The organism is Lysinibacillus sp. FSL M8-0134 (genome assembly GCF_038069745.1).
GTDB lineage: Bacteria > Bacillota > Bacilli > Bacillales_A > Planococcaceae > Lysinibacillus > Lysinibacillus irui.
On record NZ_JBBPAJ010000001.1, the window covers coordinates 770,937 to 793,014 of the forward strand.

Sequence of the window (22,078 nt, forward strand, 5' to 3'; positions counted from 1 at the left end):
GGGGGCTATTCAGTTTACTAGAATAGCTCTCTTTTTTAATAGACAGAAAAATAAACTAGCGATCTGTAGAATTAATATGACATATTCGAGAAAATATAGTAAAATTTTAATGAATCATCATTCATTTTTGATAAAGGGGGAAATGGGATGTTACAAGGGAAAACCATTATTATTACAGGCGGATCAAGTGGTATGGGGCTTTATATGGCGAAGCAATTCGTTGCTGAGGGAGCGAATGTTGTCATCACAGGGCGCAACGAAGAACGACTAGCAGAGGCTAAAAAATTTATTGCTGAGGCTGGTCCTGCTATTGAGACATTCCAAATGGATGTACGTGTGCCAGAGCATGCTGAGGCAATGCTTGCATTTGCTGTTGAAAAATTTGGTCAAGTTGATGGGCTTGTGAATAATGCTGCAGGTAATTTTATTGTCCGTGCAGAGGATTTATCACCAAATGGCTGGAAGGCTGTAGTAGATATTGTGTTAAATGGGACATTCTTCTGTTCTTCAGTTGTCGGTAAGTATTGGATTGAACATAAGATTAAAGGATCTATTTTAAATATGGTGGCAACTTATGCTTGGAATGCTGGAGCGGGTGTTATCCATTCAGCTGCGGCAAAAGCAGGGGTATTGTCATTGACAAGAACATTAGCTGTCGAATGGGGAAAACAGTATGGCATTCGAGTTAATGCGATTGCACCTGGCCCAATTGAACGAACAGGTGGGGCTGATAAGCTTTGGGAATCAGAAGCAGCAGCGGCTCGAACATTAGATTCTGTTCCATTAGGTCGCACAGGCACACCTGAAGAAATTGCTGATTTAGCTACGTTTATGATGTCTAACAAAGCAAGTTATATGAATGGAGAATGTGTCACACTCGATGGTGGGCAATGGCTCAATCAATATCCTTTCTAATAAATGTTGTGCATAATAGAGAGCTTGGTTGACGCATACTAAGGGGAAAGAAAGGAGTTTTGCCTATGGGTATGTGGTTAATACCAGCTATCATTGCCATTGTGATCATTTCTGCTATTTCTTTTGTCTCCACATTAAAAATTGCAAAAATGACTTCTGAACGGAAATCTGAAAATGATACCCCGGTTTCCGAAACAGTGGAAGAATATGCAACAATGTTGAACCCCATTGTTTGGGTATATGCAATTTTTTTGCTTTTTTTAGGTATCATGATTTTTTATTACTGGAGTAAGGCGGGCTATTAAACACCATCATCTTCATTCAGTAAAGAAACAGCTTAGCTGAATGAAGATGTACTTAGTTTTTGTTGTTAGGCTAAAATAATTCATTATTCGTGAAAAACTCTTCTAGTTCTGATCATGGTCATACATAGAAAAATTGTGATATGATGAAAGAGAAGGACTGTTCTACACAGTGAGGACAGAAAAGGAGAAGAAGTTCATGATTTCAACTAACAGCAAAGACTTATTAGCAATGCCAATTAGTGATTTTATCATTTCCTCTGAAAAAGTTGCGCATGTACAAAGTGGAAATAGTGCGGAACATGCACTCCTTGTACTAACACGTACAGGGTACTCGTCCATACCTGTATTAGATTTGAAATATCGACTTCAAGGTTTACTAAGCATGAAAATGATTACTGAATCGATTCTTGGACTTGAGCATATTGAATATGAAAAGCTACCTGATATTAAAGTGGACTCAATAATGGAAAAAGAAATCGCTGTTTTAAAGTTAACGGATACGTTCCAGCGTGCTTTGGATTTAGTTATTAACCACGCCTTTTTATGTGTAGTGGACGAAGAAGGAACATTTGCAGGGATATTAACAAGACGTGTTATATTAAAGCAATTGAAAAAATATATTTATCAAAAAGATTAGTAGCTTAGGGGGACTCAGATGAAAATCATGAGGCCCTCTTTGCTTGTATTGGAGGTTTACAGATTGATGGCAACAGAGGCAGAAATTTTAAAAATTTTAGCTGAAGAACGCAATATGCGAAAAGCAGCAGAACGTCTATTTTTATCCCAACCAGCTCTATCTCAACGTTTGCAAACAATTGAAAAAGACTGGGGTGCACAGTTATTTATTCGTTCACAAAAGGGGTTAACAGCAACACCAGCTGGCGAGCAGGTAATTGCGTATGCAAAGGAGATGCTAACTAAAAAGGAAGAGATTTTTGAAACGATTCAATCCTTAACAACAAAGGTAAATGGGACATTGAAAATTGCCTGTGCCTCTATTGTAGGCCAAAACTGGCTTCCCAAAATTTTGAAGGACTTTGTATCAAAATATCCTGAGGCAAAAATATCTCTTATGACTGGTTGGAGTTCTGAAATTGTGAAAGCACTTTATGAGGGTGAAGCACATGTTGGCATTGTACGAGGGCAGGTTGACTGGAAGGGAGAAAAGATTCATCTTTTTAGAGATACGCTTTATTTAGTGGATAAAGAGGTTAAGACTATTGAAGATGTTCTAAAGACAGACCGTCCATTTATTCAATATAAAAGTGATTCCAACTACTATCAAGAAATTCAACAATGGTGGCAACAGCATTTTGCTTCAAATCCAAGGAAACAAATTTTAGTGGATCAAATTGAGATTTGTAAGCAAATGGCTTTAAATGGTATTGGATATGCTATACTACCCTCCATTACGTTAAATGACCATGATGCAATTCATAAAATCCCTCTAACAAATGATGAAAAAGAGTTTGGTCTTACGCGAGATACTTGGCTAATTGGCTATGAATCCTCCTTTGAATTAAGACAGGTAGAGGCGTTTGTTGAAGTAGTGCAGGATCATGCTCGTTGTTTGTTTGATTATACAAATTAGGAAATAAGGCAGTTCCAAGCTCTTTCGGGATTGCCTTTTTTTCATTATAGAGGACCTAAATTTCTTAAGAGTTTATGAATATTCATGAAGATGTCATAAGAAATGGAACAAACTACAATTTAAATCGTATAATTATGTAACCATCTATTTACATAAAAAGGGGTTGAGCTTTTGAAAAAGACAAAAATCACGGCACTGACCTTATTAATTATGCTTGTAATTAGCTTTATGTTGCCTTCAGCACAAGCAAGTGCTGCTGCTACACTAGAGGTAAAAGCAACAGCAGGTATTTCAGGTAAAGCTAAATATCAATCAGTAGTGCCGCTACAAGTTACGGTAAAAAATAATGGCGCAGATTTTTCAGGAGATATGGCGATTAATTCTGCCAATTCCTATGAGGCTGCATCAGCAATGGTCGTTCCAATTGATATAGCAGCAGGAGAAGAAAAGACATTTACTTTCTATCTGGATGGTTTAGCTGACTATAGTTATTCGGAGGCAGATCTATTTGCTTTTTATGAAGGGAGTATTGAAAAAGGAAAAAAGATTGCCTATAAAGGGACAAAACGTCTACAATCTAACTTTTTAGATCCCTCTTCAACATTTATTTATACACTGACGGATAAAAGTGATCGACTTTCAGCATTTTTACGTTTATCCACTTTTGTCGCTCAAAGTAATGTGGAAGTATTTAATATTAATCAATTAAAAGATTATACATTCCCAGAAGATTCACAGGGACTTGCTATGGCGAATGTAATTGTTGTAGATGAAGTGGCAATCGCCGATTTATCACAAAAACAACAAGAATCCTTACTAAAATGGGTACAAGATGGCGGTACATTACTCTTAGGGGCTGCTGATCAAATCGATGCAACAGCAGGGGTTTTAAAAGACTATTTACCATTATCATTATCACAAGAGATGACTTCGATTTCTGCAGAGGCATTAACAAAATTGTCTGGTGGTGGTATTTTTACACAGCCTATTTCAGTTTACGCTGCTAAAACTAATGAAGGAAGTCTACCCGTACTAACTGAAAACAATGCAGTGTTAGCAGCAAAGAAAGCAGTTGGTAGTGGAGAAGTTATTCAAACAGCCTTCTCGTTAGGAGATCAACCACTTTCGTCAATGGATGGCTACGCGGCACTTATAGCTAAAATGATTGATGTTCAGAGCATTTCACAGCAAGGGATGATGAGGCAGGGTCAATCACCATTTGACCAAATTTCTTATGAGCTTCGTAACATTAATGAGTTATTCCCATCCTTTGAAGTATCAGTAGGCTATATGCTAATCGTCATTATTCTTTATATTTTAATCATTGGTCCAATTTTGTACTTTGTCCTAAAAAAAATGGATAAGCGTGAGCATGCATGGTGGGTTATTCCATCCATCTCTATTGTTCTTTCAATTGTTCTCTTTATTGTTGGGGCGAAAGATCGAATTGTTCAGCCACAAGTTCAACAATCTGCATTTTATAAGGTAAATGAGGATAGTAGTGTAAATGGATATTATGTGGAATCTATTTTAACGAATCGTAGTGGTGATTTTGTAGTCAATGCAGATAAAAACACGACTGCCGTTGCGTTAAGAAGTTACAATAATTTTACTGGCACGATGGGAGCTCTACATGAGTCTTCCTATATTAAAGAAAATGCCAATGGTTCAACGCTAACATTACGTGACTTAAGCTATTGGTCCGTGCAATCCTTTGCAGGAAAATCGTCAGCTCAAAATATCGGCAAAATGGATATTGATATCACATTAAAAAATGAAAAGCTGTCAGGAACGGTTAAAAATAATTTCCCATTTGCATTAAAGGATGTCACATTAATCTCTGGTGTGAAAGAAGTAAAATTAGGTGATATTGAAGCGAATGGAACTTTACAGGTTGATAAGGAACTGAAAACAACTGTTCTTCAAAAGCCATCTTCATTTAATAGTTACAACTATAGTTACCCATCGACGAAGGATGAGGTAGATCCAATGCGTATTGAACGAATGAAAACGATGGCGTTGCCACTCGTAGAAAATGATAGACAGCCGATTCTTACTGCTTGGACAGATCAAGCTATTGTAGGGGTTGAACTTGAAACAAGTGCCAATATGTCACCAATTACAATGCTTGTTCAACCATTTAAAGGGAAGGTGGAGCTATCAGGTCCATTTACGATGAAGCGCAATAACTTTAACTATACATTAGCTCCACTATCTGCAAGTGGCTATTATGAAAAAATTGATGAGGAATTGAACCAATGGTATCTATCAGATGGTTTATACGAAGTAACGATGGCAATGCCAGATCAATTTATGGATGCTGTTCAATCACTAAATGAACTGACCATTTCTAATAAGGATGTTAAGCGTATGCAGCTGTCGATATGGAATAATGAAACGAATTTGTACGAGCCTTTAGTGGATACAAAACAAGTATTTTCGGATAACATTTCAAAGTACTTTAACCAAGATGGGGAGCTTCGAATCGAAATCAAATATGGTCCTGATCCATCAGGAGAGCAAACGAAGCTACCAGATATAGAGCTGAAAGGAGTGGCAAAATAATGATTGAAATTCGTGACTTAACGAAACGATACGGCTCCTTTACAGCATTAGATCATTTAAACCTTTCCTTAGAAGAGGGTGTAGTATTTGGTTTTGTTGGTGCCAATGGAGCAGGGAAATCAACAACATTCTCTATTTTAGCTACATTATTATCACCTACTTCTGGTGATGCACTGATTAATGGCAAAAGTGTTGTGAAGGAACCGAAAGAAGTAAGAAAGCAAATTGGTTATATGCCTGATTTCTTTGGTGTATATGATCAGTTAAAAGTAGATGAATATCTAGATTTTTATGGTGCGAGCTACGGTATTCAACTGGCAGAGCGTCAAGTGCTAATTCCTCAACTATTAGAGCTTGTGAATTTAACAAGCAAACGCTATGAATATGTAGATTTATTATCTCGTGGGATGAAGCAACGGTTATGTCTTGCCCGTGCCCTTATCCATGATCCAAAGGTATTGATCTTAGATGAGCCTGCATCAGGATTGGATCCTCGTGCACGTGTAGAGATGCGTGATATTTTACGAAATTTAAAGTCAATGGGGAAAACCATTTTGATTTCTTCGCATATCTTACCAGAGCTTGCAGAGATGTGTGATGAAATCGGGGTTATTGATAATGGCAAATTAATTGCGCATGGCAATGTAGCTGCAATTCAAGCCCAGTTACAGGGAGAAAAGCGGATTGTGCTGAAAATAACAGATCGACTAGAAGAAGTCCGTGCATTTTTAGAGGAAGATCCACATGTTTCATCTATTGATGTGATCGACAATCGTTTAGAAATTGCCTTTAACTATCGCGGTACAAATGCCGAACAGATAGCATTACTGAAGAAGGCAATGCTTGCTGATTTACCGATCTATGCATTGAATGAAGAAGAAAAAGATTTAGAGGATGTCTTTATGGCTATTACGAAGGGAGCGGACAATCAATGATGGAGAGATTTTATAATCCAGTACTCGTAAAAGAATTGAAGTTACGCTTCCGTTCTTTTAAAAGTTTCTCAGGTTTAATGTTTTATTTAGCAGTACTTTGTATTTTCATTGCAGGATTTTTATTGCTTACAACGGAGTTTACTGGCAAGGGCTTCTTTAGACCAGATACAAGCTTTATGATGTTTGCTGTACTAACAATTTTACAAATGGCATTAGTTCTTTTTATTACACCGAGTTTGACTGCAGGTGCTATTAGTAGTGAGCGTGAAAAACAAACATTAAATATTTTACTAACAACAACACAAAGTTCGACACAAATTGTAGTTGGAAAATTATTATCTTCCGTAGCATTTCTAGTATTGATGCTGGTGGCAGGATTGCCACTATATAGTTTAGTATTTTTATTCGGTGGTGTTTCACCTTCACAGCTGATTTCCATATTCTTATTTTATTTAGTCACTGTCGTAGCAATAGGTAGTATAGGTGTTATGTTTTCAACGATTACCAAAAGAACGATTGTTGCCATGATTGCCACATATGGCTCTATCATCTTTTTAGGAGGTATTACAGCATTCTTCTTCTTTTTAACGATGGCCTTTCATCAGATGGGGAACGCTGTTGGTACTAGTACCTCCTTTATGACTTATTTTTGGGCATCCATCAATCCAGGTGCCTTAATGTTAACGCTTATTTCACCAGAGATGGGAGATGCGTTAGCTGAACTTTCTGGTGTGAAATTACCTGTCTGGATTACTTATTTAATCGCTTATGTATTCATCATTGTGCTTTGTTTAACGATAGCGATCAAAAAATTACGTGCCAATATGAAAAGTAACCGATGAGGAGGAATAGTTATGGAGCGGCGTAAGCAATTACGAAAATATATTCAGCGTGCAAAGTCGAGTTTAACTTTTGAAAGAAGCCTTCCTATTGCACAATATGGCTTGTTTTTTGCATTGCTTTCGGGTGCTTCTCTCGTCCTTATTTCACGATTATTTGTCTGGCCATATTATCGTCAAATAGCGATTGGTGTTTTTGTTACCGTTATGATTGTAACTATTGTTTACATATGGTGGAGACGTGTTAACGAGAAAGAGGCTTTGCATACACTCGATCAATATTTTTCACACAATGAGTTAGTTACAGCGCTATCATTTAAAAATGATCAGGACCCCCTTGTTCAATCTTTATTATCTAAAGCCATAGAGAATGTTGAAAAAGCTTTTGCGGATTTTAAGGCTCGAAAGAAAAATATGTTTCGTCCTAAAGCGTTTATCGGTCTATTTATTACAATAGTTGTCCTAGCTATTCTTTATATGTTCCCGGCAGCTACACAAATAGAAGCGATAGAGGTTGAAAAAGAACGAGCTGTAATTGAAGATATGAAAAAAGAAGTTGCAGAACTAGAGAAAAAGGCACAGACAAAAGAAGTAAAAGAGCAATTGCAAGAACTTCAAAATACTTTAAAAGAGACTGAAACAGCAGAAGAAGCTTTACGAGAAGTTGTCAAAAAACAAAAGGAGCTAGCATTAAAGGAGCAGCAATTAAAGGATAAACAAACAGCTAGTCAAGATGGCGCTACAGAAGATCAAGAATTATCGAAGGATGAGATTGAGCAGCTAAAAGAACTTGCTCAAATGCAGCAAGATCTAACAGAAAATGCAAATGCCACACAAACAGCTATGAGTAAGCTTGGTAAACCAGCAAGTAATTCCTTACAAAATGCGATTGCCAATGCTAGTACCGGAAACAGTAACAATCAACAATCATCAAGTAATTCTCAACCAAGTAATCAGCCAAGTCAGTCTGGTCAAAATAATGCCCAAAGTAGTTCACAACAACCAAATGGTAAGGGTCAAGGCCAAGGTCAGGGTCAAGGCCAAGGACAGGGTCAAGGCCAAGGACAGGGTCAAGGCCAAGGACAGGGTCAAGGCCAAGGACAGGGCCAAGGTCAAGGACAGGGTCAAGGACAGGGTCAAGGCCAAGGACAGGGTCAAGGACAGGGCCAAGGTCAAGGAGCAGGTAGTGGTCAGGGTAGTCGAAATCTATTAACGACACCGAATCGGGTTGGAGGATCCAGTGAAACATCTGTGGATGGTGGAACACTAGGAGATGGTACGCATGTTTCTGAACAACAAGGAAATGGCCCCATAACAAAGGGCTCCATTCGACCTTATGAAGAGGTAATTGGTTCCTATAAAGACAGCTATTTAGAAAGCTCAGAGCGTTTACAGTTACCGAAGGATTTACAAAATGTCGTGCAATCTTATTTCACGTCAATTGAGTCGCAGTAGGAGGAAAAGAAATGGCATTTACAGAGCAACAGTATGTTGAAATGAGTACGAAATTACAACAAGTTAAAGAAGAAATTCATCGTTTCATTGTTGGGCAGGAAGAAGCAATTGATTATACATTGTTTGCAGTACTAGCGGATGGTCATGCATTGTTAGAGGGTTTACCAGGTTTAGGGAAAACGATGTTAATTCGTACAATTTCTGAAGTACTTGATCTGTCGTTTTCACGTATTCAATTTACACCAGATCTTATGCCAGCAGATATAACAGGAACGAGTATGATTGAACGTACACCTGATGGTAAGCAGCAATTTACATTTCAACCGGGGCCAATCTTTAGTCAGATGGTGTTAGCCGATGAAATAAATCGTGCAACACCAAAAACACAAAGTGCTTTGTTAGAAGCAATGGGAGAGAAAACGGTGACGATTTTGGGGGATACGAAAAAAATGGCGAAACCTTTTTTCGTATTAGCAACGCAAAACCCAATTGAGATGGAAGGAACTTATCCATTACCTGAAGCGCAAATGGACCGTTTCCTTTGTAAAATTCTTGTGCCATACCCTGAAAAAAATGAACTTATGGAAATTATGAAACGAACGACAGGCGCTCAAGAAATTGATTTACAGAAGCTCATGAATACAGAGGCTCTTATCGAAGCACAACAAATGGTGAAGGAAGTAATGGTTGCCGATGAAATGTTAGAATATGCAACTGACCTAGTGGTGGCTACACATCCTGAAAGATCAGATGCTCTTGATGAGGTTAAACAATATGCTATGTATGGCAGTGGTCCACGTGGATTGCAAAGCTTAATAAAATTGGCAAAAGCTAGAGCATTGATGAATGGACGTTTCCATGTTTCTGTAGCAGATATTAAATCCGTGGCAAAACCAGTTTTACGTCATCGGATGTTGTTGAATTATGAAGGGGAGGCTTCAGGAAAAACAACAGATGATGTAATTGATGTTATTTTAGAAAAAGTTCAGCAAGGTATAAGCAAGTGACAGAGAAATACTTATTGCCCGAAGACTGGTTAGCGAAAATCAGTCGTTTCCAAGTAGCGACGGCCTCCAAACTACGTGGGCAACATAAGGGCTCACACCGTTCACAGCGCTTCGGGGCCTCCCTCGATTTTTCAGATTTTCGAGAATATCATTTAGGTGATGATGTTCGTCAAGTAGATTGGAACGTTTTTGCGAGAACAAATAAATACTTTATTAAAAGGTTTCTAGATGAACAAGAGATGCGTGTCCATATATTGCTAGATACTACCAAATCGATGGGAGAGGAAGCCAAATGGCTATTTGCTCGTCAAATAGTGGCGTCCCTCGGTTTAATGGTACTAGGGCGAGATGATCGCCTATCCTTTTCATTTGTCCAACATGAAGGAAAACCGCCATTTCGACGTAAGGGTGCAATGTATCGCCGTGCTTTTTTGCAGGTAGTGACTGAAATAGAGGAAGCTAGTTTCTCTAGCAGTTTCGCCCAGGGGGCATTAAAAGCTTTACCTAAAGATAGTACTGTGCTATTCATTATCACAGATGGGTTAGAGCCAATTGAGGAATGGGAACAGCTGTTAAAAAGGTTACCACGATATGCAGGCGATGTTCGCATGTTGCAAATTGTAACCCAGGAGGAGCTTTCACCCAATTATTCCGGTGATGTCCGCCTCCTAGATCGTGAAACAGGTAAAGATGTCAATGTAACGATGTCCTCTAAAGTTCTAGAAACCTATCATGCAAGGCGATTATTACATGAAGAAGAGTTAGAGGCCATTTGTCGTCGCTTTGGCGTTCGAAAAATACAATTGAAAGTGGAAGATGGTTTTCAACATGCGATTTTCCAACAATTATTAAAAGCACATTGGATTAGGTGAGGTGAGCCGTATTGGGCTTTAGTCAAATTATATTTAGCTGGACGGCCATCATCCCGGTCATTGTCCTACTTTATTATTTCTTTCGTAAAAAGTATACAGATCAAACTGTCTCTTCAACTTTATTTTGGTCTGAAATTATGCAGGAAACCCGTGTATCGCCTTATTTAAAGCATTTACAAAAAAATGCTTTACTTTATTTACAGCTGCTTGCCTTATTGCTGCTTGTATTGGCACTCATGAATCCGTATGTTAAAAAATCTACGATTGTTGGTGCACAAACGATATTTATCGTTGATACTTCAGCTACGATGCTAGCAGGTAAAGATCAATCAACCTTTGATACACATAAACAGGAAATGTTGTCATTAATGAGCGAGCTAAATGGGAGACCTGTCACATTAATAACAACTGGTGCTACTCCACAAGCCGTTTTACAGCGAGAAACAAACACAAATGAAATTGAAAAAGCGATTAAAAATTTACAAGTAACCTATGAAACCGCAGAAATAAACAAGGCACTTGATGTTGCACAGGCATTTGTTGGTGATACGCCAACTTCTATTTATGTTTTTACAGATACACTTAATAAAAAACAATTACCGATGGACAAAGACTCAGTGAAATGGCTAGTAAGAGGGGCTCCAAAGGACTTAACAAACATCGCTATTACACGATTTGCTGCTACGACAGATGGACAGGTTACGATGGCACTTGTACAGCTACATAACGATACACCTGACGAGCAAAAGGTAACACTAGCTTTGCAAAATGCTGAAGGGAAAGAGGTTGTAGCAGAAAGTGTAGTTGTGCCTCCCAATGAAGCTATTACAAAAACATTCAAAAATTTACCTTTAACAAAGTCAATGACTGCACTTATCGATGCAAAAGATGATTATCAGGTAGATAATCAACAAACCGTTCTACTTCAAACCGAAACTTCAAAAATGGTTGTTGATCAAAGCATGCATCAGTTGATACAAAAAGGCTTTCAAACCGTTAGTAGTGGGGTGAAAATCGTTCCATCACTGCAAGTAGCAGACAATCTGGATGCGAATGTGATTACGAACCAAACGGCTTTATTGGAGAAAATGGAAAAGCCTCTTGTGTTATTTGGTCGTGATGATGCTGAAAAGATGGAAGTAAAGGGCACAATAAGTATTCAAAGTGACGCCTTATTTGCATTTAGTGAACTAAAGGATGTTTTTGTAAGTGCTATTTATCCTGGATTTGCAGATTATCAAACTATTGCTTCTGTGGGGGATGAGCCTTTCATTCAACGTTCTCCGAAAGGGGATATCATTGTTTTAGCCGATATTGCTGATACAGATTGGCCATTACATCCATCATTCCCGCTATTTTTATGGAGTATTGAACAGCAATTATCAGAATCTGTTGGTTCCCTTGGTATTTTCACACCAAATGAGCAGCGTGCGGTTGCTTTAGCACAAGGAGACTGGAGTGTTTATTCACAAGAAGATGAGTTTCAATCATCTATCACGAATGGCATGCTAATTGCACCAAAACAACCAGGTATTTATATGGTTCGTTCAAATAATGAGGAAAAACATTTTATCGTGCAATTACAAGCACAAGAACGTGTCATTGAACAAGGGACAAGCTTTACCTTAGGTGACATCCCAGACAATGGGAAGGAAGAAATATCAAAGGCATCTTTCGTACCTTGGCTTATTATTATTATTTTAATATTGCTTGTTTCAGAGTGGGAGGTGCAACGACGTCGTGGATTTACGAATTGATTGGCCATTAGTATTGTTGCTATTACTTCCATTGTTCTTCTATTTTGGATGGACTTATTTTCGTGAAAGGCAGCGACTAAAAAAGAGTCATGTTGTTGTGCTTGCTATTCGCATAATCGCAGTAGGGTGCTTAGTTTTTGCGTTAGCTGGTCCCTATCTATTATTGCCCATAAAAGAAGAACAAATTGTGTATTTAATAGACCGTTCTGCTTCTATGAATGGTACAGAAGATGAGATGGTTCAGTTTATACAGGAAAGCCTACAATCGAAAAAGGATCAACAGCTTGCAGGGGTGTATTCTTTTTCTTCCACTTTACAAACAGAAGCCATATTATCAAAAACGCTAAAGGAAGTACCGAAGCTTACTGAAATAAAAGCAACCGATCAAACGAATATTGAACAAAGTCTCCAACTGGCAACCGGTATTGTTAATCCAAAAAAAGCAACTCGTTTTGTGCTATTAACTGATGCTAATGAGACAAAAGGAGATGTCTTAGAATTCGCTACAAGGTTAAAAGACTCTAACATTAGTGTAGATGTTGTACCTTTTAGTCAGCCTGTTGTGCATGATGTTTCGCTAAAAAGCTTTGTATCCCCTCAAGTTGCTTATGTAGGGGAGCAGCAACAATTAGTGACAGAGATTTATGCAACAGCAGCAGGTAAAGGTGAGCTGCTATTATATGAAAATGATGAGCTTATTCATCGTGAGTCTATTGAGCTTAATGAAGGTACGAATATGTTTACCTATAAGCACGCAGCGACTGCTGAAGGACTAGTAAAATATGAGGCTGTTGTACAAGTAGGACAGGATGCTATTTTTGAAAACAATAAGTTAACAAGTGTCACAATGGTGCAAAGTGAACCACATTTACTCATTGTCAATGGTTACGAAACAGCCTCACCTATCGCAGCAGCACTTGGTAGTCAATCCATAGCCTTTGATGTTATCGAGCCTAAAAGTTTACCAAATGAACTGTCCAGCTATTTGCAATATAATGCAATCATTTTTGACAATGTTCCTGGCCATTTAGTAGGTGAGGCAAAAATGAGTGTTATTGAGCAAGCTGTCAAAAACTTTGGTGTAGGTTTCACCATGGTTGGAGGGGAAAACAGTTTTGGTTTAGGGGGCTATTTCAAAACGCCAATTGAAACTTTATTACCTGTAGAAATGGAAATAAAGGGAAAAGAGCAACTACCTTCATTAGGATTAGTCATTGTACTCGATCGTTCTGGCAGTATGTCTGGGTCCAAGCTCGAGCTTGCTAAGGAAGCTGCTGCACGTTCAGTAGAAATGTTGCGCGATGAAGATACATTAGGATTTATCGCCTTTGATGATCGGCCATGGGAGATTATAGAGACAGCGCCTCTGAGTAGTAAAGAAGAAGCTGTAGATACGATTTTATCCGTTACACCAGGTGGTGGAACAGAGATTTATAGTTCACTTGCAAAAGCCTATGAAAATCTTGCAGATCTAAAGCTGCAACGTAAGCATATTATTCTCTTAACAGATGGGCAATCACAGTCAGGGAATTATGAAGATTTAATTGCTGATGGGAAAGAGAACGGTATTACATTATCGACTGTTGCGATTGGTCAAGATGCCGACGCAAACTTACTAGAAGCGCTAAGTGACATGGGCAGTGGTCGTTTCTACGATGTTATTGATGAGCAAACCATTCCTTCTATTTTATCTCGTGAAACAGCTATGATTTCCCGTACCTATATTGAGGATAACCCATTTTATCCAGCAATCTATAATGCGGCAGGTTGGAATACACTGTTTGCTAATGGTGTCCCTCAAATGAATGCATATATTGGGACAACAGCTAAACAAGGAGCTACCGTCATTGCAGAAAGTGAGAAGGAAGATCCTGTGTTAGCACAGTGGCAATACGGTCTAGGTAAAACATTCGCCTTTACATCCGATTCTACCGGAAAATGGACAGGAGATTGGGCAAGATGGCAGGATTGGGGGACATTTTGGCAAACACTTATTTCACAAATGCTTCCTAGTTATAATGATGTTGCCTACGATGTGAGATTGGAAACAGATGGTTCCTTTATGATTACAGATCCTACAAATGAAGCAGCATTTTTAGATATTGTAGCAGTTAATGAAGCAGGTGAAGAGCTAGAAACACAACTTGAAACCATTTCGACCTCTCAAGTTCGAGCTACTGTACAGGCTGAACCAGGATTAATTTTCTTCCGTATAGCTGATGAAAAGCAGGCCATATATCAAGCAGGACTAAGCGTTCCTTATAGTGCTGAATATGAACTACTTCCTGTAAATGAACATTTAGTAGAAGAATTAACCAAACAAACTGGTGGATCTGTCTTAAAGGAACCACAAGAAGTTTTCCGTGACTTTGCAAAAAAAGGAGCGGACCGTCAAAACATTGCCTCATGGCTTCTCCTAGCAGGCATGCTACTATTCTTTATTGATATTACAATAAGGCGTTTTGGCTGGAGCTTCCTCACAAAACCGAAGAAAAAAGAACAGCTCGTTGAGGAAAAACCTGTACAGGCAGAAGACACCAATGTTGCCCAATTATTAAAGGGTATGAAAAAAAGATCGTAATATAGTAGAAGCAGTACAAAACGAAACAGTTTTGTACTGCTTTTTTATATTCTTTGAGGTGAATGAAAAAGTAGTCCTCGATTGAGCGGTGAGGGTGAGTGCACTGCAAAGAAGTGTAACTGCTTATAGAGTTGAGGAAAACGCTCCAAGAAGGGGGATCCTCGCTCGAAAAGTGGGGGAAAGCGCTCCAAGGGGTGTTGTATCCGCTCGAAAAGTAAGGGAAAGCGCTCCAAGAAGTGATGTATCCGCTCCAAAAGTAAGGGAAAGCGCTCCAAGGAGTGGTGTATCCGCTCGAAAAGTAAGGGAAAGCGCTCCAAGGAGACAGGTCTCCGCTCGAAAGTAAGGAGAAGCGCTCCAAGGAGTGGTGTATCCGCTCCAAAAGTAAAGGAAAGCGCTCCAAAAAGTGGTGTATCCGCTCATAAAGTGAAGGGAAGCGCTGCAAGGAGACAGGTAACCGCTCGAAAAGTAAAGAAAGCGCTCCAAGGAGACAGGTCTCCGCTCATAAAGTGAAGGAAAGTGCTGCAAGGAGACAGGTAACCGCTCGAAAAGTAAGGGAAAGCGCTCCAAGGAGTGGTGTATTCGCTCCAAAAGTAAGGGAAAGAGCTCCAAGGAGTGTTGTATCCGCTCCAAAAGTAAGGGAAAGCGCTCCAAGAAGTGATGTATCCGCTCCAAAAGTAAGGGAAAGCGCTCCAAGGAGTGGTGTATCCGCTCGAAAAGTAAGGGAAAGCGCTCCAAGGAGACAGGTCTCCGCTCGAAAGTAAGGAGAAGCGCTCCAAGGAGTGGTGTATCCGCTCGAAAAGTAAGGGAAAGCGCTCTAAGGGTTGGAGTATCCGCTCCAAAAGTAAAGGAAAGCGCTCCAAAAAGTGGTGTATCCGCTCATAAAGTGAAGGGAAGCGCTCCAAAGAGTGTTGTATCCGCTCCAAAAGTAAGGGAAAGCGCTTCAAGGGTGTTGTATCCGCTCCAAAAGGAAGGAGAAGCGTTCCAAGGGTTGGAGTATCCGCTCCAAAAGTAAAGGAAAGCGCTCCAAATATGAGGGAAAGCGCTCCAAGGAGACAGGTAAGCGCTCCAAAAGCAAATGTCCTCGCTCTAAAAGAACAAACAAAGTTATCATCAGATATAATTAAATTTCTCCATCTAATACTATATAAAAACACAGAACCCGTTCACTCAATAAAGTGAAGAATTAAAGCTCTTTACTAGGACGGTCTTCCGCAAACTGTTAGCAATCACTACGCCTAAAAGAGCACCTATAGTACTGGATGTTAAAAAGGCTGGCATGAAGAATAAGGCAGCTACGGAGGTCCCCATTAGTAACTTTGCATAAGGTACAGCAATCAGTGAAGCAAGAATTCCTGTTCCAATGATTTCGCCAATGCCAGCTAACCACATTTTACTGCTGTATTTATAAGCGAGAGCAGCACATAATGCGCCAATAACACTGCCAGGGATCGCTAATAATGATCCTGTCCCTGTAAGGATTCGAATGATGGCAGTAACAAAGGCAATTAGGACTGTAGGAACTGGCCCTAATAGAATTGCACCTACCACGTTAATTGCATGCTGGATGGGAAAGGCACGTGCAATTCCTGTCGGGATGGAGACAAAGGTAGAGCCTGCTACGGCAATAGCTACTAATAAAGCCATGACCGTTAATTTACGAATTGACATCAAGTTCACTCCTTTTGATAAAGTTTCACTAGGGAAATAAAAAGGCCGCTACCTAAAAACAATAGGAAGCGGCCTCGCGTATACAATGATAATAGCAAGTAGCGCCACTTCCCTCCGCTAGTATGAACTAGATCAGGTTCAAAGGGTCCGTATCTAAACATATACGTCTCAGCCTTTTAAAGACTCCCCTAGTGGTTAATTTTATTTAATTAGTTGACCAACATTAATGTAACATACTGCTAAAAATAGTCAATGATTTTTCAGACTACTTTGTATCTGGATGCATTAAATGAGGTGCTTTTTTCAATGTCCAGACAAGCGCAAGGAAGAAACATGCTAATAATATGATGGAGCCAAAAATATACGGGCTGTTCATATTCCAGTCGAATAATAGACCTGCTAATGCTGGTCCAATCATATTACCAAGACTCATATAAGCATTATTCAAGCCTGCAGCAAATCCCTGTTCTTTCTCTGCAAGCTTTGAGATTAGCGTATTAACAGCTGGTCGAATTAGTGTTGTTGCTGTAGAGAAAATAGTTGCTACAACTAATATAAGGGCAAACCCAGAAACGAATAATATTAAGAAAATAGCAACGGATGCAATAAATAAATTGACTAATACGACTTTCATTTCACCAAAACGATTAAATAGTGGTGTAATAATAAACATTTGTACAACGACCCCAAAAGCACCACCGACAACTAAAATAATCGCGATATCTACGGGTGTGTAATTAAACTTTTCTGTCACGAATAAGGACAAAGTCGTTTGGAAATTAGCAATGCCGAACGAGAACACGAGCATAATTATGAGCATAACAAAATAAGGCATATGTATGGAACGAGCCATTTGCTTCGCCAGATTGTCTTGCTTTTGTTTCTGCTGAGCAGTGTTTGGTTTGGTAGAAGGTAATAAAAAGTAAGATAAAATAGATGCTACAATGGCAGCAGCTCCAGCTGTGAAAAATGGGAAGTGTAAGCTTACCTTTGCCAAAAAGCCACCAATACCAGGTCCTATCATAAAACCAAGAGACATAGCAGCACCTAACATACCCATTCCTTTCCCACGTTCTTCATAGGTTGTGACGTCGGCTACAAAAGCCATAATAGGAGGTGCAACAAATGCAGAACCAAGACCACCTAAAAAGCGTGCTAGAAAGAGCATCCATACGTCTGTAGCAAGGCCAAAGCCGATTTGTGCAAGACCTGTCACGATAAGACCGAAAATAATTAAATTTTTTCGACCATACTGATCCGAAAGATTCCCAGCAATTGGAGAAAATACGAATTGAGCTAAGGCGAACGTTGCAATAAGCATACCTAGAACTTGTCCTGCTGCACCGAATATTTTTAAGTACTCAGGCATGACAGGAATAATAATCCCAATACTCCCCATTGCGATAAACATGTTAAACATTAAAATATACAAAGCCGCCTTATTGGACTTCTGCTGGGTCATCGAATAAACCCCCTTTTTTTGTAATCAAATATAGTACAGTCTATCATAAAGAATTATCGCTTGGCTATTAGTTAAGATTATTGAAGTGGTTCGATATTTAGAATGGTTTTCCACAAAAGTTTTCTTCTTAGGTTATTTAAGATGACATGTGATGCTATATTTCTAAGTTTTAAATAATAAATTATTCATTTGACAATTGCATGATAGAAGGGGTATGTGAAAATGTGGTCATATACTAAAGTTTCTGTGACAGAAAGAACTGAATTGTTTTTTAACTATAATGAATATGCATGCAGATAAAAACTAGCGAATTGGTGTGTGAACCAATTCGCTAGTTTAAATTATCGTATACTCATTTTAAATTCTAAAAACAATTCATTATATTTTCCTAAATAGTCTGGCCCTAAGTTTTTATAGACCTCTAATGTTTCTCGTTGTTCCTCTGAAGGGTAATAGCGTTCATCAGAAACAACTTCTTCATCCATTAAGTCCATCGCTGCAATATTAGGCGTAGAATAGCCCACATAATCGGCATTTTGAGCACCAGATTCAGCACTTAGCATAAAGTTGATAAAGGCATGGGCACCATCGATATTTTTCGATGTTTTGGGAATAACCATATTATCGAACCATAAATTCGAACCTTCGTCAGGTACAGCAAAATCTAGTTCCTCATTTTCATACATCATATCGGCTGCTTGCCCAGACCAAGTGAGGGCTACAGATGCCTCATTATTGATCATTAATGGTGTAATTTCATCACCAATAATGGCTTTTACATTGGGTGCTAGTGTGATTAACTTATCAGTCGCTTCACGTAGTTCGTGATTATCTAATGAGTTCAGTGAATAGCCTAGACTGTTTAAGCCCATTCCAATGACTTCACGAGCACCGTCTACTAAAAAGACTTTACGCTTTAATGAAGGATCCCATAAATCTTCCCAAGAAGAGAAATCTAAATTACCAACAAGACTCGGATTATAAACAATGCCTACTGTTCCCCAAAAATAAGGAACGGAATATTTATTGTCATCATCGAATGGTAAATCTAAGAAGTAAGGATCGATATTTTTTAAGTTAGGGATTTTCGTTTTATCTAAAGGAATCAATAAATTTTCTTCCTTCATTTTTTCAATCATATATTCAGAAGGGACAGCAATATCGTAAGCTGTTCCGCCCTGTTGAATTTTTGTCATCATGGCCTCATTGGAGTCGAACGTTTCATAGATGACATGAATACCTGTTTCTTTTTCAAATTGCTTTAATAGGTCAGGGTCGATATATTCTCCCCAGTTAAAGATCGTTAAAGTGTTTTTTCCACTTTTACCGCCACCTGCACTTAAGGCGTCCGCCGCATAGAATAAAAGGGCTGAAACAACAAGAATGGCGATGGTTGCTTGAATTAAAGACTTCATCGTTGCCCCTCCATTCTTTTACTTGTACGACTTGTAATGAAATAATACCCTACGACGATTAAAACAGTAACAAAGAATACTAAACCAGAAATAGCATTAACCGTTAGAGAAATTCCTGCACGCGCCATTGAGTAGATTTCAACCGATAATGTACTGAAGCCATTACCAGTAACGAAAAATGTCACGGCAAAATCATCTAATGAATAAGTAAGAGCTAGGAAAAAGCCTGCAAAAATACCTGGTTGAATATAAGGTAAAATAACACGCATCATGACATCCTTTTTTGTTGCCCCTAAATCTAATGCTGCATCAATTAATGATTTATTCATTTCAAGTAGTTTAGGTAGAACCATTAATACAACAATCGGTACACTAAATGCGACATGTGCTAATAAAACAGAAGCAAAACCTAATTTAATGCCAACCATTGTAAATAAAATTAAGAAGCTTGCCCCGATAATAACGTCTGGGCTGACAATTAAGACATTGTTTAACGATAGTAAAGTATTGCGCATTTTTGAGTCTTTGACTGTGACAATACCAATGGCCCCGAGCGTCCCAATAATAGTAGAAATTAAAGCAGAAAGTAATGCAACAATTACAGTATTAATTAAAATAACGAGTAGACGTGAATCCTCAAAAACAGCCTGATAATGCTCTAATGTAAAGGATTCGAAATTATTCATGGAACCGCCACTATTGAATGAGTAAAAGATTAAATAGAAGATTGGTGCATACAGAACGATAAAAACAATCGTTAAATAGACTTTGGCTGATGTAGATAGTTTGTTCATCGTACGCGACCTCCTTTATCTTTTTGTCCCGTAATTAGCATAATGATTACCATGAATAAAATTAAAAACACAGCAATAGTTGAACCCATGCCCCAATTTTGTGTCACAAGGAATTGCTGTTCAATCGCTGTACCAAGTGTAATAACACGGTTCCCAGCAATTAATCGCGTAATCATGAACAGTGATAGAGCAGGAATAAAGACGACTTGAATCCCAGATTTAACGCCATCCATTGTCAGTGGTAAAACAACACGACGGAAGGTAGTAAAGGCAGATGCTCCTAAATCACGGGATGCATAAATAAGTGTTGGGTTTAAACGATCTAGCGAGTTGAAGATCGGTAAAATCATAAATGGAATAAAAATATAGACTGACACAAAGACAAAGCTAATATCCGTAAAGAGCATTTGCTTTGGATCGAAGCCAAAAACTTCGATAAATGCATTAATTGGTCCGTATAAACCAAAGATACCGATAAAGGCATATGTTTTTAACAATAGATTAATCCATGAAGGAATAATAATTAGCAGTAGCCAAAGTTGCTTATGCTTTGTTTTCGTTAGAAAATATGCAGTTGGGTATGAAATTACTAAAGTAAAGAATGTAATTAAAAATGCATACCAAAACGAACTCAATGTCATCTTTAAATAAACAGAAGTAAAGAACGCTTTATAGTTATCGAGCGTGAAATTGCCATGTAAATCGAGTAGGGAGTAATAAACAACGAGTGCAATTGGCGCGATAACGAAAAAGGCAATCCATAAGACATATGGAAATAACGCTGATTTCGATGTCTTAGTTTGCATCTTCGTCGTCTCCATATGACTCTAATCGTTTATCGAACTCTTCCTCTGTTTCGTTTAAACGCATTACATGAATCGCCTCAGGATCAAAGTCTAAGCCGATTTCTGTCCCTACTTCTGCTTTTTTCAATGAATGAACTAACCATTCATTGCCATCCTTGTCGTACGTAGATAATTCATAATGAACGCCACGGAATAGTTGAGTATCCACTTTTACGACAAGTTTGCCTCTTTCAATTGTTGTCATTTCTAAATCTTCAGGACGAATGACAATATCAATTTTTTCATTTGGCTTCATCCCTTGGTCGACACATTCGAAAATTTTGCCAGTAAACTCCACTTTGAAATCTTCAATCATTACACCAGGCACAATATTAGATTCACCAATAAAATCAGCTACGAAGCGATTAATTGGTTCATCATAAATATCTACTGGTGTACCAGATTGCTGAATTTCCCCTTCACTTAAGACAAAAATTTCATCACTCATCGCTAGTGCTTCTTCTTGATCGTGAGTGACAAATACAAAGGTTTTACCAAGACGTTGCTGCAATTCACGTAATTCATATTGCATTTCAGTACGTAGCTTTAAGTCTAATGCTGACAATGGTTCATCCAGTAAAATGACTTCAGGATCATTGACAATGGCACGTGCAATCGCCACACGTTGACGTTGACCACCAGACATCTCGGAGATTTCTCGGTTGCCGTAGCCTGCTAAATTGACAAATTTCAGGGCTTCAGCGACACGTTCTTTTATTTCAGTTTCAGGCAGCTTCTTAATGCGTAGTCCAAATGCAACATTTTCAAAAACGTTTAAATGCGGAAACAGAGCATAATCTTGAAAAACCGTATTGACCTGACGTTCATTGGCAGGCACTGCATTAATTTTTTTATCGTGGAAAAACACATCACCTGTTGTTGGTTCTGTAAAACCTGCAATAATACGTAAAATCGTTGTTTTCCCGCAACCAGATGGACCAAGAAGTGTATAAAATTTACCTTTTTCAAGCTCTAAGTTAATATTTTTTAAGACGACAGTACCGTCACTATAGGCCTTTGAAACATTTTCAAAGCGGATAATTGAATTCGTTGTCATTGATGCGCCTCCTTA

18 protein-coding genes and 1 riboswitch are annotated in these 22,078 nt (G+C 38.6%); of the genes, 12 read left to right on the top strand and 6 right to left on the bottom strand.

Annotated elements, in window-relative coordinates; translation table 11 throughout:
* The first annotated feature begins 147 nt into the window (after positions 1–147).
* From fadH to MKY49_RS03825, 12 genes are all read left to right on the top strand, one after another.
* On the top strand, positions 148–915 hold the full coding sequence (gene fadH / locus MKY49_RS03770; RefSeq protein ID WP_274795757.1) for a 2,4-dienoyl-CoA reductase: 768 nt from the start codon (positions 148–150) through the stop codon (positions 913–915).
* A gap of 65 nt (positions 916–980) precedes the next feature.
* Complete coding sequence (locus MKY49_RS03775; protein WP_274795758.1) at positions 981–1,220, top strand: short-chain dehydrogenase; 240 nt, start codon at positions 981–983, stop codon at positions 1,218–1,220.
* 196 nt (positions 1,221–1,416) lie between these two features.
* Positions 1,417–1,857: a cyclic-di-AMP-binding protein CbpB gene (gene cbpB, locus MKY49_RS03780; RefSeq protein WP_274795759.1), complete on the top strand. Its 441-nt coding sequence runs from the start codon at positions 1,417–1,419 to the stop codon at positions 1,855–1,857.
* A 66-nt stretch (positions 1,858–1,923) separates the two neighbouring features.
* On the top strand, positions 1,924–2,811 hold the full coding sequence (locus MKY49_RS03785; protein WP_274797272.1) for a LysR family transcriptional regulator: 888 nt from the start codon (positions 1,924–1,926) through the stop codon (positions 2,809–2,811).
* A gap of 171 nt (positions 2,812–2,982) precedes the next feature.
* Positions 2,983–5,376: a DUF7408 domain-containing protein gene (locus tag MKY49_RS03790; protein ID WP_341385651.1), complete on the top strand. Its 2,394-nt coding sequence runs from the start codon at positions 2,983–2,985 to the stop codon at positions 5,374–5,376.
* On the top strand, positions 5,376–6,311 hold the full coding sequence (locus tag MKY49_RS03795; protein WP_274795762.1) for an ABC transporter ATP-binding protein: 936 nt from the start codon (positions 5,376–5,378) through the stop codon (positions 6,309–6,311). The genes MKY49_RS03790 and MKY49_RS03795 overlap by 1 nt, the downstream gene beginning before the upstream one ends.
* The gene (locus MKY49_RS03800) at positions 6,308–7,153 is read left to right on the top strand and encodes an ABC transporter permease (protein WP_274795763.1); all 846 of its coding nucleotides are present in this window, start codon (positions 6,308–6,310) and stop codon (positions 7,151–7,153) included. The genes MKY49_RS03795 and MKY49_RS03800 overlap by 4 nt, the downstream gene beginning before the upstream one ends.
* A gap of 12 nt (positions 7,154–7,165) precedes the next feature.
* A complete protein-coding gene (locus MKY49_RS03805) occupies positions 7,166–8,605 on the top strand; it encodes a hypothetical protein (RefSeq protein WP_341385652.1) in 1,440 nt (479 codons plus the stop codon).
* 11 nt (positions 8,606–8,616) lie between these two features.
* The gene (locus MKY49_RS03810; protein WP_322611370.1) at positions 8,617–9,612 is read left to right on the top strand and encodes an AAA family ATPase; all 996 of its coding nucleotides are present in this window, start codon (positions 8,617–8,619) and stop codon (positions 9,610–9,612) included.
* A complete protein-coding gene (locus MKY49_RS03815; RefSeq protein ID WP_274795766.1) occupies positions 9,609–10,484 on the top strand; it encodes a DUF58 domain-containing protein in 876 nt (291 codons plus the stop codon). The genes MKY49_RS03810 and MKY49_RS03815 overlap by 4 nt, the downstream gene beginning before the upstream one ends.
* 11 nt (positions 10,485–10,495) lie before the next feature.
* Complete coding sequence (locus MKY49_RS03820; RefSeq protein WP_341385653.1) at positions 10,496–12,241, top strand: vWA domain-containing protein; 1,746 nt, start codon at positions 10,496–10,498, stop codon at positions 12,239–12,241.
* Positions 12,225–14,822: a VWA domain-containing protein gene (locus tag MKY49_RS03825; RefSeq protein ID WP_341385654.1), complete on the top strand. Its 2,598-nt coding sequence runs from the start codon at positions 12,225–12,227 to the stop codon at positions 14,820–14,822. The genes MKY49_RS03820 and MKY49_RS03825 overlap by 17 nt, the downstream gene beginning before the upstream one ends.
* 1,167 nt (positions 14,823–15,989) lie before the next feature.
* Here MKY49_RS03825 and thiW read toward each other — a convergent pair.
* From thiW to MKY49_RS03855, 6 genes are all read right to left on the bottom strand, one after another.
* Entirely contained in the window at positions 15,990–16,490 is a 501-nt protein-coding gene (thiW, locus tag MKY49_RS03830) for an energy coupling factor transporter S component ThiW (protein ID WP_274795769.1), read from the bottom strand.
* Between the two features lie 92 nt (positions 16,491–16,582).
* A riboswitch (TPP riboswitch) is annotated at positions 16,583–16,690 on the bottom strand.
* Positions 16,691–16,755: 65 nt separating this feature from the next.
* On the bottom strand, positions 16,756–17,952 hold the full coding sequence (locus MKY49_RS03835) for an MFS transporter (protein ID WP_322611373.1): 1,197 nt from the start codon (positions 17,950–17,952) through the stop codon (positions 16,756–16,758).
* Between the two features lie 341 nt (positions 17,953–18,293).
* Positions 18,294–19,367 (bottom strand): ABC transporter substrate-binding protein, encoded by a 1,074-nt coding sequence (locus MKY49_RS03840; RefSeq protein ID WP_274795772.1) that lies wholly within the window; start codon positions 19,365–19,367, stop codon positions 18,294–18,296.
* Positions 19,364–20,161: an ABC transporter permease gene (locus MKY49_RS03845; RefSeq protein ID WP_274795773.1), complete on the bottom strand. Its 798-nt coding sequence runs from the start codon at positions 20,159–20,161 to the stop codon at positions 19,364–19,366. The genes MKY49_RS03840 and MKY49_RS03845 overlap by 4 nt, the downstream gene beginning before the upstream one ends.
* Positions 20,158–20,967, bottom strand: coding sequence for an ABC transporter permease (locus tag MKY49_RS03850; protein WP_274795775.1), 810 nt, complete (start codon positions 20,965–20,967; stop codon positions 20,158–20,160). The genes MKY49_RS03845 and MKY49_RS03850 overlap by 4 nt, the downstream gene beginning before the upstream one ends.
* Complete coding sequence (locus MKY49_RS03855) at positions 20,957–22,063, bottom strand: ABC transporter ATP-binding protein (protein ID WP_312504765.1); 1,107 nt, start codon at positions 22,061–22,063, stop codon at positions 20,957–20,959. Before MKY49_RS03855 ends, MKY49_RS03850 begins: the two co-directional genes overlap by 11 nt.
* Positions 22,064–22,078: the final 15 nt, after the last annotated feature.

Excerpts from the sequence above, each read along its gene's own strand:
- fadH (WP_274795757.1), top strand. The coding sequence starts at position 148 with ATGTTACAAGGGAAAACCATTATTATTACAGGCGGATCAAGTGGTATG.
- MKY49_RS03775 (WP_274795758.1), top strand. The coding sequence starts at position 981 with ATGGGTATGTGGTTAATACCAGCTATCATTGCCATTGTGATCATTTCT.
- cbpB (WP_274795759.1), top strand. The coding sequence starts at position 1,417 with ATGATTTCAACTAACAGCAAAGACTTATTAGCAATGCCAATTAGTGAT.
- MKY49_RS03785 (WP_274797272.1), top strand. The coding sequence starts at position 1,924 with ATGGCAACAGAGGCAGAAATTTTAAAAATTTTAGCTGAAGAACGCAAT.
- MKY49_RS03795 (WP_274795762.1), top strand. The coding sequence starts at position 5,376 with ATGATTGAAATTCGTGACTTAACGAAACGATACGGCTCCTTTACAGCA.
- MKY49_RS03800 (WP_274795763.1), top strand. The coding sequence starts at position 6,308 with ATGATGGAGAGATTTTATAATCCAGTACTCGTAAAAGAATTGAAGTTA.
- MKY49_RS03805 (WP_341385652.1), top strand. The coding sequence starts at position 7,166 with ATGGAGCGGCGTAAGCAATTACGAAAATATATTCAGCGTGCAAAGTCG.
- MKY49_RS03810 (WP_322611370.1), top strand. The coding sequence starts at position 8,617 with ATGGCATTTACAGAGCAACAGTATGTTGAAATGAGTACGAAATTACAA.
- thiW (WP_274795769.1), bottom strand. The coding sequence starts at position 16,490 with ATGTCAATTCGTAAATTAACGGTCATGGCTTTATTAGTAGCTATTGCC.
- MKY49_RS03835 (WP_322611373.1), bottom strand. The coding sequence starts at position 17,952 with ATGACCCAGCAGAAGTCCAATAAGGCGGCTTTGTATATTTTAATGTTT.
- MKY49_RS03840 (WP_274795772.1), bottom strand. The coding sequence starts at position 19,367 with ATGAAGTCTTTAATTCAAGCAACCATCGCCATTCTTGTTGTTTCAGCC.
- MKY49_RS03845 (WP_274795773.1), bottom strand. The coding sequence starts at position 20,161 with ATGAACAAACTATCTACATCAGCCAAAGTCTATTTAACGATTGTTTTT.
- MKY49_RS03850 (WP_274795775.1), bottom strand. The coding sequence starts at position 20,967 with ATGCAAACTAAGACATCGAAATCAGCGTTATTTCCATATGTCTTATGG.
- MKY49_RS03855 (WP_312504765.1), bottom strand. The coding sequence starts at position 22,063 with ATGACAACGAATTCAATTATCCGCTTTGAAAATGTTTCAAAGGCCTAT.